At 70.6% G+C, this 13195-nt stretch carries 14 protein-coding genes; 10 read left to right on the top strand and 4 right to left on the bottom strand.

Annotated features, from left to right (window positions below):
- Positions 1-71: 71 nt before the first annotated feature.
- Positions 72-1391: a DUF418 domain-containing protein gene (locus VF697_RS25840; protein ID WP_331099379.1), complete on the bottom strand. Its 1320-nt coding sequence runs from the start codon at positions 1389-1391 to the stop codon at positions 72-74.
- 199 nt (positions 1392-1590) lie between these two features.
- Here VF697_RS25840 and VF697_RS25835 point away from each other — a divergent pair, with 199 nt between their 5' ends.
- Both VF697_RS25835 and VF697_RS25830 read left to right on the top strand, forming a co-directional pair.
- Positions 1591-2097 (top strand): DUF1993 domain-containing protein, encoded by a 507-nt coding sequence (locus tag VF697_RS25835; RefSeq protein WP_331099378.1) that lies wholly within the window; start codon positions 1591-1593, stop codon positions 2095-2097.
- 388 nt (positions 2098-2485) lie between these two features.
- On the top strand, positions 2486-3457 hold the full coding sequence (locus VF697_RS25830) for an NAD(P)-dependent alcohol dehydrogenase (RefSeq protein ID WP_331099377.1): 972 nt from the start codon (positions 2486-2488) through the stop codon (positions 3455-3457).
- A 132-nt stretch (positions 3458-3589) separates the two neighbouring features.
- Here VF697_RS25830 and VF697_RS25825 read toward each other — a convergent pair whose 3' ends face one another.
- Entirely contained in the window at positions 3590-3979 is a 390-nt protein-coding gene (locus tag VF697_RS25825) for a hypothetical protein (protein WP_331099376.1), read from the bottom strand.
- A gap of 178 nt (positions 3980-4157) precedes the next feature.
- Between VF697_RS25825 and VF697_RS25820 the strand changes: the two genes are divergently transcribed.
- The 8 genes from VF697_RS25820 (at position 4158) to VF697_RS25785 (ending at position 11339) form a co-directional block, all read left to right on the top strand.
- Complete coding sequence (locus VF697_RS25820; protein WP_331099375.1) at positions 4158-4733, top strand: RNA polymerase sigma factor; 576 nt, start codon at positions 4158-4160, stop codon at positions 4731-4733.
- The gene (locus VF697_RS25815; RefSeq protein ID WP_331099374.1) at positions 4730-5497 is read left to right on the top strand and encodes a hypothetical protein; all 768 of its coding nucleotides are present in this window, start codon (positions 4730-4732) and stop codon (positions 5495-5497) included. The genes VF697_RS25820 and VF697_RS25815 overlap by 4 nt, the downstream gene beginning before the upstream one ends.
- The gene (locus VF697_RS25810) at positions 5494-7083 is read left to right on the top strand and encodes a caspase family protein (protein WP_331099373.1); all 1590 of its coding nucleotides are present in this window, start codon (positions 5494-5496) and stop codon (positions 7081-7083) included. Before VF697_RS25815 ends, VF697_RS25810 begins: the two co-directional genes overlap by 4 nt.
- Positions 7071-8045: a hypothetical protein gene (locus VF697_RS25805; RefSeq protein WP_331099372.1), complete on the top strand. Its 975-nt coding sequence runs from the start codon at positions 7071-7073 to the stop codon at positions 8043-8045. The genes VF697_RS25810 and VF697_RS25805 overlap by 13 nt, the downstream gene beginning before the upstream one ends.
- Before the next feature lie 112 nt (positions 8046-8157).
- Positions 8158-9000, top strand: a complete 843-nt coding sequence (locus tag VF697_RS25800; RefSeq protein ID WP_331099371.1) for an alpha/beta hydrolase — start codon at positions 8158-8160, stop codon at positions 8998-9000.
- 70 nt (positions 9001-9070) lie between these two features.
- Complete coding sequence (locus VF697_RS25795) at positions 9071-10009, top strand: TIGR04222 domain-containing membrane protein (RefSeq protein WP_331099370.1); 939 nt, start codon at positions 9071-9073, stop codon at positions 10007-10009.
- A complete protein-coding gene (locus tag VF697_RS25790) occupies positions 10006-10845 on the top strand; it encodes a DUF692 domain-containing protein (protein WP_331099369.1) in 840 nt (279 codons plus the stop codon). The genes VF697_RS25795 and VF697_RS25790 overlap by 4 nt, the downstream gene beginning before the upstream one ends.
- Positions 10842-11339: a hypothetical protein gene (locus VF697_RS25785; RefSeq protein WP_331099368.1), complete on the top strand. Its 498-nt coding sequence runs from the start codon at positions 10842-10844 to the stop codon at positions 11337-11339. Before VF697_RS25790 ends, VF697_RS25785 begins: the two co-directional genes overlap by 4 nt.
- Positions 11340-11342: 3 nt before the next feature.
- On the opposite strand, the gene VF697_RS25780 is transcribed toward VF697_RS25785, so the two are convergent.
- On the bottom strand, positions 11343-12395 hold the full coding sequence (locus VF697_RS25780; protein ID WP_331099367.1) for an alpha/beta hydrolase: 1053 nt from the start codon (positions 12393-12395) through the stop codon (positions 11343-11345).
- Positions 12396-12533: 138 nt separating this feature from the next.
- On the bottom strand, positions 12534-13118 hold the full coding sequence (locus tag VF697_RS25775) for an isoprenylcysteine carboxyl methyltransferase family protein (protein ID WP_331099366.1): 585 nt from the start codon (positions 13116-13118) through the stop codon (positions 12534-12536).
- Positions 13119-13195: the final 77 nt, after the last annotated feature.

The following is a 13195-nucleotide window of genomic DNA, read 5'->3' as shown; positions in this document are numbered from 1 at the left end:
CTCTGGACGAGAGCCCGGGACATTCTCACCCGGCTCCACTCCAGGCGTTCCTGAACCCCCCTCCCCCTCCGTCAGCTCGCCGCGGGCTCCGCGGCCATCCTGGGTGACAGGCGCAGGGGCTGGGCTCGGCCATACGTGAGCGAGCGCCACAGCCACTCGGCGGGGCCGAAGCGGAAGCGCGACAGCCACCAGTGGCTCAAGGGCACCTGGAGCGCGAAGACGGCCAGCGAGATCGCCACGCAGCGCGACGGAGGCAGCTGGCCGATGAGGCCCAGCCCCCAGCCGTCATAGATGCAGAGGCTCACCACCGTCTCCAGCAGGTAGTTGGTGAGCGCCATGCGGCCCACCGGGGCCAGCACCCGCAGCACCCTCCGCCACCGCTCGCGCTGGAAGAGCAGGGCGAAGGCGGCCACGTACACCGCGGCCAGGCCCAGGTAGCCCAGCTCCTGGATGGCGGGCAGGACGAACATCCAGGAGTCCTTCGCCGGGTCCACCAGCCCCGCGAGCCGCAGGCGATGCACCACCAGCCCCGTGCCATTGCCGAGCAGGCCCAGCACGAGCCCCCAGACGAGCAGCCGGCGGTGCCGGGGGCGGTTGCGCTCCACGTCCTGCAGCAGCAGGTGCCGCCCCGCGAGCAGGCCCAGCAGGAAGCGACCCAGGATGACGCTCATCCAGAGCAGCCGGTTGACCTGCGGAAACATGTGCCCGACGAAGTAGCGCGCGTTCGCCTCTTGGGTCGTCCAGAAGGAGTCGCTGGAGAGCCCCGTCAGGAACCGCGCCTTCATCAGGGCGTCTTGGCCTTCACGGGCCTTCGCCGCCTCGGCCGCCGCCTGCGCGCCGTGCAGCAGGATGGGGCCGAAGCGCTGGAGGGCGGGCACCAGCAGCGGCACCGCCACCATCAGCACCAGCACCCACGTCAGCACCGTCCGGTCCGAGCGCTGGCGGAAGAGCAGCAGCGCGAAGCCCACCACCGAGTAGGTGGCGAGGACGTCGCCCACCCAGAGCGCGAAGATGTGCGTCACGCCAATGCCCAGCAGCACCAGCAGCCGCCGCGAGTACAGCGGGACGAGGGAGACCCCCCGCGCCTCGGCGCGTGTGAGCTGGATGGAGAAGCCCAACCCGAAGAGGAAGGCGAAGAGGGTGACGAACTTCTGGTTCACGAAGAAGTTGTAGAGGGCACTGACGACGGCCTCGAGCGGAGGTGCCGCCAGCGCCCGAGCCTGGTCGCGCGGCAGGAGGACGCGGCCGCTAAACCAGATGAAGCTGTTGGAGACGAAGACGCCGCACAGCGCGAAGCCGCGCAGCACGTCCAGCAGGGTCACCCGCTCGGAAACGTCCACCGGGCGGGCATTGACGCCAGGGGCCGGCGCGGAAGGGGTGGGTTCGGACATGCCTCCAGCAAATGCCCGCCTCGGCCCGCCGCGTCAACGCACCCCGGGTGTCGCTCCCCTGGGAACTTCCTCGTGGCGCCCCCGAGTCTTCGTTGACAGCCCCTGCCCCGGCCCACATACCTACCGCGCGGCATGTCACGGGCCGCCGCTGTCGGCCGAGGTGAGTGCCCTACCCCGTCCCCCCTTCGGAGCGAACACCATGACCCTCTCGATGTATCAGGCTTCCATCCCTGTCTTCATCCGCATGCTGGGCAATCTGTCGGCGATTCTCGGCAAGGCCGCCGCGTATGCCGAGGCGAAGAAGATCGATCCGACCTTCCTGATCAAGGACCGGCTGGCGCCTGACATGCTTCCCTTCTCCGCCCAGGTGCAGATCGCCTGTGATTCCGCGAAGGGCTGTGCCGCCCGCCTGGCGGGGATCGAGACCCCCAGCCATCCCGACACCGAGACCACCTTCGCCGAATTGCAGGCACGCATCGCCAAGACCATCGACTTCTTGCGGAGTGTGAGCCCGGCGCAGATCGACGGCAGCGAGGAGCGCACCATCGTCCTCAAGCTGCGCACCCAGGAGGTGCAGTACCAGGGGCAGGCCTATCTGCTCTCCTTCGCGATGCCCAACTTCTATTTCCACATCACCATGGCCTACGCCCTCCTGCGTCACAACGGGCTGGACCTTGGCAAGGCGGACTTCCTCGGCCGCTCCTGAGCCGAGCAGGTGGGTGGCGACCCGGCGCGGGGGCGAGCCACCCCCTTTCCGCCCAGGCCGCCTCGCCGCGCCAAGAAACGCACGACCCTCCTTGCCCGGATTGTCGCGTCACGGGTCCAAGTCCCTCCGCCGCCGGCACCGATGCGTCCGCCCGGCTCGCCCTCGTGCAGCAGTTCCACCGCGAGACCGCGCCCGACCCGCAGGGGCTCATCGGCCGCTAGGTCCGCGCGGAGGAGCTGCGCTAGTCGAGCCGTCACGACACTGGCCGCGCCTCACACGGGCCCTGGCTCGCCTCTCTTGCTGACCCAATCATTGACAGGCCTACACGGTAAGCCCACTGTGCAAGCAGCCCGCTCGCACAGGGAGGGCGACTCACCGCGAGGAGCGCATGAAGGCAATCGTCTACGAAGGCTTTGGCGCTCCCGATGTCCTGCAGCTCAAAGAGCTCCCGAAGCCCACGCCCAAGGACGATGAAGTCCTCATCCGGGTCCGCGCGACGACGGTCACGGCTGGTGACTGGAGGGTTCGCAGTCGCCAGCTCCCGAGGGGCTTCGGGCTGGTGGGTCGGCTCGTGTTGGGCAGCTCTCGCCCACGGCAACCCATCCTCGGGACCGAGCTCGCGGGGGATATCGAAGCGATCGGAACGGGCGTCAGCACCTTCAAGGTCGGCGATCCGGTGTTCGCCTTCAGCGGCACCAAGATGGGCTGCTACGTCGAGTACAAGTGCATGCCCGCGAACGGCTTGTTGGCGCTGAAGCCAGCCACCCTCGGCTATGAAGAGGCGGCTGCGCTCTCCTTCGGCGGCACGACGGCGCTGGACTTCTTCAGGCGAGGACAGCTCCAGAAGGGTGACAAGGTGCTCATCAACGGGGCTTCTGGCGGCGTGGGGACCGCCGCGGTACAGCTCGCGAAGCACTTTGGGGCGGAGGTGACCGCGGTCTGCAGCACCGTGAATCTCGACCTCGTCAAGTCGATCGGCGCCGACAAGGCGATCGACTACACCCAAGAGGACTTCACCCGGAACGGTGAGGCCTACGACATCATCCTCGACACCGCTGGTACGGCGCCCTTCTCGCGTTGCGGAGACTCGCTGAAGGACGGGGGGCGCCTCCTTCTGGTCCTCGCGACGCTCAAAGACACACTGAGCGCGCCATGGCAGTCGCTGACCACCGGGAAGAAGGTCATCGCGGGACCGGTCAAAGAGCGCGCTGAGGATCTGCGCCTTCTCGCGCGACTGGCCGAAGCGGGCGAGTTCAAGCCGGTGATCGATCGGCGCTACCCCTTCGAGCGCATGGCCGACGCACACCGCTACGTCGATGCGGGCCACAAGAAGGGAAACGTCGTCATCACGGTCGGGTAACAGCACCTCTCGCACGATCACCCGGTGAGCCTCTCGGGCGCTACTCCCCCCAGCGCACCGTCGGTTGTCGGCGCATGATGCGGAACTGGCTCGCGCTGAAGGAGCGCGACGTCACCGTGGACAGGCGGTAGCTCATGAGGTTGTCCGCGCCGGTGTCGTCGAGTCGGTCCGCCGTTTCAGCACCGGATCCGTGAGGCGCAGGCAGCCGGCGAGCACCAGGGGGACATAACCAGCATCGGGCGCGGTGTCGCCCTCGTCGAGCTGGACGCACGCCGCCTTCCCGTCTGGCCTGGACACCCGCAGGGCTAGGCCCCGAGCCTCCGCCGCGAGCGGCACCTCCACCCACCCTCCCAGGCCCCTCTCGTCGAGCGGGGTGTCGCCCACCGTGAGCCAGGGCGCCCGCCAGGGGCTCTCCAGGGCCGTCTCGTCGAGCCGGGTCCAGCAGGAGGCAGGAGGGGTGGCGGGTGGGGGCTCGCTCGGCGTGCACGCTCCGAGCAGTCCGAAAAGAAAGATTTGCCCCAAACGCCGCCTCACGGGTCCAAGAGAAAAGAAGGGAGAGGAGGCAGCCCGCATGATGACCATCCTAGTTCAACGCGGGCCGGCTCCCCGAGCGAGCCGAGGCCACGCGGCCGGGTTCGGGCAGATTCTCCCGTTGCTGGTAGAGTCCGGGCCCCTCCCCCGCCTCCGCCCCAATGACGCAGTGAGCCGAACTGACTCGCAGCAGATTGCCGTGCTCTTCGACCAGCACGGGCCCCGTGTGTACCGCCGGGCCCTGCGGCTGCTCGGAAATCCCGCCGACGCCGAGGAAGCGACGCAGGAGATCTTCATCCGCGCCTTCCGCTCCGCCGAGGGCTTCCGGCACCAGAGCCAATTGACGACGTGGCTCTATCAAATCACCACCCACTATTGCCTGAACCTCATTCGTGACCGGACGCGGCGCGCCGAGCTCCATGAGGAGCACGTGGCGCCCATGGCGGACGACACCGAAAAGACGGCCCCGGCGCACCCCGATGACCTGGTGCTCCTGCGCCGGCTGCTCTCGGCCGCCGACGAGCGCCAGGCGGCCGCCGCCGTGTACGTCTTCCTCGACGGCATGTCGCACGAAGAGGCCGCCGAGGTGCTCGGCGTGTCCAAGCGCACGGTGGGCAACCTGCTCGAGCGGTTCCAGGCCTGGGCGGCAGCACAGGTCGCGTCAGGTGGGGAGTCCCCCGTCGCCAGCCCGCCTCCGGAGCGCAAGTCGTCCGGTTTCCTGGGATTCGGAAGGAAGCGATCATGAGCCCGCTCGATTTCAACAAACTGAGGACAGGGCGCCCGGAGTGTCCGTCCGACCTCACGTTGGATCGACTCCACACGGGCGAGCTCCCACGGGAGAAGGCCGTGGAGGCCGAGCGTCACGTGGCGGGCTGCGCGGACTGCGGCGCGCGCATGGCCGAGCGCCGGGCCGGCTTCGGCGCCATCGACGGCGTGGACCCGCGCGCGATGCTGGCGCGCATCCGGACCGGGCTCGACAGGCCGGCCCCGCTCCCCGAGCGGCTGTCCGGCTGGCTGCGCCGCCAGTTCGCCCCGCTCGCGGTGGCGGCCGTCGCGGCCGTCGCTCTCGTGGTGGTCACCCAGGAGCAGGTGCAACCCGAGGGCACGCGCATGAAGGGCTCCCTCGGGCTGTACGTCTTCCGGCTCGCGGGGGACCATTCCGAGGAGGTGATCAGCGGTGGCGTGTTCGCACCGGGAGACCGGCTCCGCTTCGCCGTCGACCTGCCGTCGGAAGGCCATGTGACGGTCCTCGGCATCGAGTCCTCCGGAGCGCTCTATACCGCGTGGCCCCTCGAGCCCGGGGTGCAGACGCGCTTCGCGGCGGGCTCCCGCATCGAGCTCTCCGGGGCCGTGTCGCTCGACGAGAAGCCGGGCCGCGAGACGTTCCACCTCGTGCAGTGCCCCGTCGAGGTGGGTCCGCCGGTCTGCACCTCCGGGGGCGCCGACGCCGCGCCCGTGTGCCCCTACGGCTGCGTGAGCACCCCCTTCGTCCTGGTGAAGAAGCCATGAAACACGCGTGGACCGGCCTCCTGGGTCTCCTGCTCACGGTGCTCGTGCCCCTCACGGCCCGGGCGCTTCCCGAGCACACCTGGGTCGTGGCCATCGGCCACAACGATGGCGCGCGCGACGAGGTGAGCCTGCTGTACGCGGAGCAGGATGCACGGGTCGTCTCCGACGTCCTGCGCGAGCACGGGGGGGTCTCGTCCCGACGCATGCTGCTGCTGCTCGGCGAGGACGCCGCCACGGTGCGGCGCACGCTCCAGGAGGTGAACGCCACCATCCGCGCCCAGGCGGGCGAGGGGCACCCCACCGCGCTCGTGGTCTTCTACTCGGGCCATGCGGACGCGGCGTCGCTCCACCTCGGGGGGAGCGAATTGCCCCTCGATGAGCTGAAGACGCTCGTCGAGGGCTCTCCCGCGGGCGTGCGCCTGCTCGTGCTCGATGCGTGCCGCTCGGGCACGGTGACGCGCGTGAAGGGCGTGAATGCCGCGGAGAGCTTCCACATCACCCTGCGCGACGAGGTGGCCACCGAGGGCCTGGCCATCATCACCTCGAGCGGCGCGGGCGAGTCGAGCCAGGAGTCCGACCGGCTGCGGGGCTCCTTCTTCACCCACCACCTGGTGAACGCCCTGCGCGGCGCGGCGGACCACGATGACGATGGCAAGGTGACGCTGGCCGAGGCGTACGGCTACACCTATGACCAGACGCTCCGCTCGAGCGGGCAGACGGTGGCGCTGCAGCACCCGACCTACTCCTGGGAGGTGAAGGGGCGCGACGAGCTCGTGCTGTCGAAGCCGGCCGAGCCGCGGTCGCGCACGGGCCGGCTGCGGCTCGGCGAGGCCGCGCTCTACCTCATCATGGAGGGAAAGCAGGGGGGGCCGGTGGTGGCGGAGGTCACCCCCCAGGGCCAGCGGCGGGAGCTGTCCCTGCCCGCGGGCAACTACTTCGTGCAGCAGCGCAAGAGCGACGAGTACCGCGAGTACCAGGTGTCGCTCACCACGGGAGGCCTGGTGGAGCTCGCCGCGCTGCCCTACGAGACGGTGCGCTACGATCGGCTCGTGCGCCGCCGCGGCGGCCCCAAGTCCTACTCGCACAACCTCTCCCTGCTCGGAGGGATGCGGGGGCAGATGCTCGCGGGTGAGGGCACCACCCCCCAGCTCCACCTCGGCTATGGCCTCGACTTCGAATGGGGCTCCGTCGGCCTGCGGCTGCGCGGCATGACGGTGCGGGGCACCGGCACCGACGGGCTGCTGACGCGCCACCATGAGGAGTTCGGACTGGGGTTGACCCTGCTGCGCTTCGTCGACCTGGAGCCCGTGAGTGTCGCGTTCGGTCTCTTCGTCGAGGGGGTGCTCCACCAGCAGCGCTTCGACACGAGCCGGAGCATCCAGGACCGGCGGGGATGGGGCGCGGGCTACGGGGGAATCCTGCTGGTGGAGAAACATCTCGGCGCGGGATTGGCTCTCCGCCTCGAGGGCGGCCCGGTGAGCGGGCTCTTCCAGCGCGCCGTCACCCAAGGCGGCGTGGAGGTGAACCACGAGCTGGTGACTCCACTGACCTGGTGGGGCTCGGGAGGAATCGTATGGCGCCGGTGACTCGTGGCCCTCGGGCCTTCACTCCGCTGCTTGGGGGTCTCGTCTGGGTGCTCGCGGGCGCGATGCTCTCGTGCGGCAGCTCGCTCGTCGACGACACGTATTCGGGGACGCCCCTGTTCACGGTGAAGGGCTCGGCGGTCGGCCCCCCGGACTACGTCGACGCGGCGGACTCCGGGGTGCGCATCGCGCTGTTCTGGACTCCCGGGGGCATGGTCGGCGCCGAGGGCCCCGTGGCCGAACAGCTGGGGACGTCCCGCCGCGCGGAGTACCTGCGCGGCTTCGAGATGAATCTGTTCGACGAGCCCGACACCCGTTACCTCACCACCCTGCCCTCCGGTGCCCGGTTCGCCGTCGCATGGCTCGTGGCCTACCGGGATGAGAACAACAATGGGCGGAAGGATGAGACCGAGCCGTTCAGCGGCAGCTCCGTCGAGCGGGTGCTGATTCGCGCGCTGGATGCACTGCCGGCGCGGGAGTCGCCCACCGGAGCCGCGCTCCCCGCGGGGTGGCACGTCGTCTCAACCCCCCTCAATTGCCCGCAGCCTGGTGGCCCCGCTCCGGTGCCCCCAGGTGGCTCCACCACGACCCCCGTGGCGGACGGCGAGTGCGGAGTGCCGCTCGGAATCGACTGCAAGGATGACGCGGCCTGCGGGGCTGGCGTGTGCATCAAGGAGTTCCTCGGGCAGTGGCCCACCGGGGCCTGCGTCATTCCGGAGCCTCCGCGCAATGGATGCCGCCAGCGCGGCTCGGTCCTCCTGCGGAACCCCGCGGATTCGACGAAGGGTTTCTGGCTGAAGCCCTGTGTCGTGTCGGCCGACTGCGGGCGTTCCGAGCCCTACCAGTGTGACCAGCAGATCCGCGCATGCAGGCCCAGCGCCCATATGCCGGTGGAGCTGAGTCCCCGGGGGCCGCCGCGCTCCTACTGCCGCACGCAGGGGACACCGCCTCCTCCCCCGCCCTGAGCGACCGAGCCATCGGCCATCAGGTAACAACTGTTTCCCAGGACACGCGGCCTGTTCCTCGGAGTGCGGTGGAGCCTTGAGACCTCCGCACGTGGAGGCATGTTCGGCGCCCATGAAAATCCGAGTGAACGGCGTATCGCTGTACTTCGACGTGGAGGGCCCGGGGCTCGTGGCTCACGGGGACACCATGCGCCAGAGGCCCACCGTGGTGGCGCTCCACGGCGGCCCTGGCATCGATCATTCGTGGCTCAAGCCCATGCTGGCCCCGCTCGCCCGGGTGGCGCAGATCGTCTACCTGGACCACCGGGGCAACGGGCGCAGCGAGCGCGGCTCTCCCGAGACATGGAACCTCGCCACCTGGGCGGATGACGTGCGCGCCTTCTGCGATGCGCTCGGCATCGAGCGCCCGGTGGTGCTCGGGATGTCCTTCGGCGGTTTCGTCGCACAGGCGTATGCCACCCGCCATCCGGACCATCCGGGCAAGCTCGTCCTCTCCGGCACCAGCCCGCGCTTCCACGCGGAGCGGGCCTTCGCTCAATTCAGGCGGCTGGGTGGCCCCGACGCGGAGGCCGTGGCCCGGAGCTACTTCACCGATCCGTCCGGCGACATCTTCCAGAAGTACATAGAGGTCTGCCTGCCGCTGTACCGCCGCGTGCCACCTGCCCCGATGGAGCACCCCGGGGCCCCCATCATCAACCTCGATGTCGCGCGCCACTTCATCGGCGGCGAGTGGCACACGTTCGACTTCAGGGCCTCCCTCCGTGCCATCGCCTGCCCCACGCTGATCCTCGCGGGCGAGGAGGACCCCGTGCTGCCCATCGTCGGCGCGGAGGAGATGGCGGCGGGCATCGCCCCGCACCTCGTGCGCTTCGAGCGCTTCCCGGGAGTCGGTCACGATGTGCTCTCGGAGAGCCCCCGTGCCCTGGCGCTCGTGGAGCAATTCCTCCAATCCTGAGGAGGGGGTGGGGAACTCCCCCGAGGTGCGGTAGGCTCCGGTCGAGCCACCGCGCTACGGGAGAGATGAGATGAATCCGCTGGACTGGAGTGGGCCGGACTTCCTCGTGGCCTACGTCCCCTTCCTCGTGCTCGCCTACGTGGCGGCGCGAATGTTCCAGACCGCGCTGCGCCAGCCGGGAGGCACTCCCCAGCCCTTCGAGCTGGACCTCGACCCGTATCAGGTCGCCGCGCTCCAGGGGTCGGATGCCGTGGCCCACACGGCCGTGGTGGCGCTCGTCCAGGACAAGCGGCTGCGCGTCGACAGCGGGCTCCTGTTCGTCGAGCAAGGAGGCCCGCCCCCGAAAGCGCGCCCCGTCGAGCGCGCCGTGTATGACCTGGTCTCGAACGACACCTCGGCCCACCCGGATCTGCGTGCCGCCGTGGAGACCAGGATGGACACCCTGGAGCAGCCGCTCCAGCGCAAGGGCCTCCTGCTCAGTCCCGAGCAGGCGCGCCAGGTCAGGTGGCTGCCCGTGCTCCTCTTCACCGTGGCGCTGGGGCTCGGCGCGTTGAAGCTGGGCCTCGCGCTGAGCCGCGACAGGCCGGTGGGCTTCCTCCTGCTGTTGCTCATCGTCGCCATGCCGCTGGGGTACGCGACCCTCCTGTACGGCGCGGTGCAGAAGCGCACCCGCCGGGGGGATGTGGCGCTGGAGATGCTGCGGGAGAAGCACCAGCCCCTGAAGATGACGGCGAGCGCCGAGGGCGCCGAGCTCAACAGCGGCCATGTGGCCATGGCCGTGGCGCTCTTTGGCGTGGGCTCGCTGGCCAGCACCGGCTTCGGCGACCTGCGCAACGTGCTGGCCCCCCAGAGAGGCGCCTTGGCCGGAGACGGCTCGGGCTCCGGTGGGGGAAGCGGCAGCAGCAGCTGCAGCACAGTCAGCAGCTGCGGTGGAGGCAGCAGTTGTAGCGGGGGCAGCAGCTGCTCCGGCGGGAGTAGCTGCGGGGGTTGCGGCGGAGGCGGGGATTGAGGCCCCTGTCGGGTGTGGGGCTGGGCTGGAGGCGTCAGCTCGCGCACTACATCGACACGACGGAGGGGCTCGGCTTCGTGGAGGTGCTGGCCGAGCACCTGGATCCGAAGGGCCCGCTGCCGGTGCCGCTGGTGCGCCTGCGCGAGCGCGGGGTGCCCCTGGTGCTGCACGCGGTGTCCCTGGGCCTGGGAAGCGCGGAGCCACCCGAGCCGAGGCGGCTGGAGACACTGGCTCGGCTGGCCGAGCGGCTGGGCGCGGTGTGCGTGAGCGAGCACCTGGCCTTCGTGCGCGCGGGAGGCGTGGAGTCCGGGCACCTGCTGCCGCTGCCACGCGACGAGGAGATGCTGGAGGTGCTCGCGGACAACGTGCGACGCGCCGAGGCGGCCCTGCCCGTGCCGCTGGCACTGGAGAACGTGGCGAGCCTCTTCGAGTGGCCCTCGCCGGCGCTCTCCGAGGCACAATGGCTGGCGGGCGTGCTGGAGCGCACGGGAGCGCGGCTGCTGCTGGATGTGGCCAACCTGCACGCCAATGCCCTCAACCACGGCACGGACGCGGCGGAGGTGCTGGCGGCGGTGCCGCGTGAGCGCCTCGCCTACGTGCATGTGGCGGGTGGCGTGAAGCACGGAGGCCTGTACCACGACACCCATGCACACACCGTCCCCGAGGGGCCGCTGGCCCTGCTGGAGTCGCTCGCGGCGCGGGTGGGCCCCCTGCCGGCGCTCCTGGAGCGGGACGACCACTACCCTCCCCCGGAGCGACTCACCGCCGAGCTGGACGCGGTGCGCGGAGCGCTGGAGCGAGGCGTGGTGCGGTGGACGGAGGCCCGGGCGGCATGAGTGGTGACGCGCGGGAGCGGCTGGCGCGGAAGCAGGAGGCGCTGGCGCGGGCACTGGGACTGAGTGCACCCGTGCCAGCCGGCTTCGACGCCGAGCGCGTGCGGGCCGCCGCCGAGGCGCTGCTGTCGAAGCGTCGCCGGCAGGTGCAGCGCGCGTGGCCCGCCCTGGCCGAGGCGCTCGGGAAGGGTTTCGCCGAGCACTTCAACGCGTGGGCTCCGCACCATCCCCTGCTCGGCGTGGAGCCCCACCCGCTGGCGGACGGGCGCCGCTTCGCCGAGGCCCTGCGCGCCGCGGGCACCCTCCCGACAGAGGCGGAGGCGGAGCTGCTCGGCTTCGACCTGCGCTGGCGGCTCACCCCGGAGGGAGGACTCGCTCCGCGCCGGGGACTGGTGCTAAAGGTGGCTCGGCTGGGAGCGCGGCACCGGGTGCTCGCCGTGCGGCTGCCCTGGGGCCGCGTGCTGCGCTGGAAGCTCCCAGGTCGAGCCCCTGAGTAGACCTCACGTGCTCGTACCCCGCTCCCGTTCGAGGAGCCACGAGGCGATGGCGCGCTCGCACTGCTCGTAACGGTCGAGGAAGGCGAAGTGCCCGCTGTCGACCTCGACATAGGTGGCGAGCCGGCCCGCGCGGTGCGCGACCTCTCGCATCAGTCGCGTCGGCATCATGGAGTCGTGCTTCCCCTCTACGAGGAGCACGGGGATGCGCGGGAGCGGCACCTTCGACGAGGCCCCCGAGAGCAGCACGAGGCCCCGAAGCTCCAGCCCGGGATGTGCCACGCGCCCGGCGAGCACGCTCACACCCACGCCTCCATTGGAGAGGCCCCCGAGGTACACCCGCCGGACCCCGCGCCGCGCGAGCCAGGCGAAGGTGCGCTCCAGGGTCTCCTCCCCGTGACGCGACCACCAGTCCCCCGAGGGCCCCACCGACGGGCAGACGGTGAGCGCTGAGATGGCTCGGGCCGCGCGCGACATCTGCCAGCAGTACACGGCGAAGTTGCCGGTATAGCCGTGGAGCATCACCACGGCCACCTCGGGCGAGGCCGTGCCCCCGGGAGGGATGACGACGGCATCGAAGGCCTCGGGCGACTGGAGCCCGAGCCACGTCGCGATGGCGGGCGTGGCGACCGGGCCCTCGGCATCCCGAAGCCGGTCGAAGGCCCCTTCGAGCGCGGGGATGAACTCGCGCGCGTCCGAGCGGGGAATCCTCCCCGAGAGGAGGAGGGCACGGGCCGCGAGGAGCGTCCCGTCCCGTTCATCGACGAGGCGGTTGGTGAGCCGCGTCCCCTCGTCCGGCAACCGCAGGGTGTGCAGGCCGTTCCCGTCCACGAAGAGGAGACGCGCACGGGCGACGAGCAGCAGGAGGCCCAACCCCACCCGCGTCAGGCCTCGGCGCTTCCGCCAGCGTCTCGTGAGCAGCCCGGCCGAGGTGACGGCGGCGCCCACCGCATACCCCCACCCCGATGCGGACGCTCCGATGACCCCTGCCGCCACGACCAGGAAGGCGGCCACGGGGCTGAGGACGAGGCCGAGCCAGAAGGCACGCCACGAGGCCACCGGGAGAGACGGGTTCCGACCTGTTGCTGAATCCATGCGCCCAGTGTGGAGCGCGCCAGGGCCCGGACAGGCCCCACCCGGCCGAGCGGTCCGGAGCGGGCCCCGGTCGGTCGCACCGCGCTACTGGATGGCCCGGCTTCAGGGACCCTCTCGGGAGCCTCCCGGGAGGAAGCGGGGCCGGTCGGCGAAGGCACGCTGGTACTCAACGCCGAGCGCCTCCTCCTCGGCACGGATGCGCACGAGCAGCAGCGCCGCGTTGCCGAGCGAGAACAGGAGGGCCGTCAGGTAGCCGCCATGGATGAGTGGGAGGAACACCATCTCCATGATGACCGCCACGTAGTTGGGGTGACGCACGAGGCGATAGGGCCCCGAGGTGACGGGCTCGGCGCCCGGGACGAAGATGATGCGCGTGTTCCAGCGAGGCCCGAGCGTGGAGATGGCCCAGTAGCGCAGGAGCTGGGCGGCGACGGCACCGGCGAGCGAGAGCCACCCCACCCCGCCGGGAAAAGTCCGCTGGAACACGAGGACCTCGCCCGCGCAGGCGAGCAGGAAGGCCGTGTGGAAGACAGTCATCACCCGGTAGTGGGCCTGACCCACTTCCCTGCCCCCCTGGGCCATCGCCCACCGCGCGTTGCGCGTGGACAGGACGAGCTCGACGAGGCGCTCGACCATGACGAGCCCGAGCAGGACGAGATACGCGACGACGGAACCGGACATCACCATGGAGCACCCACCCGGAGCCAAGGGTGCGCAGATCATCCGCGTGGGGCCGCTCCTAACGCTCCGTTGCCTTGCGGAAG

The organism is Archangium sp. (genome assembly GCF_036388035.1).
GTDB lineage: Bacteria > Myxococcota > Myxococcia > Myxococcales > Myxococcaceae > Archangium.
This window is presented reverse-complemented; position numbering and strand designations above follow the sequence as displayed.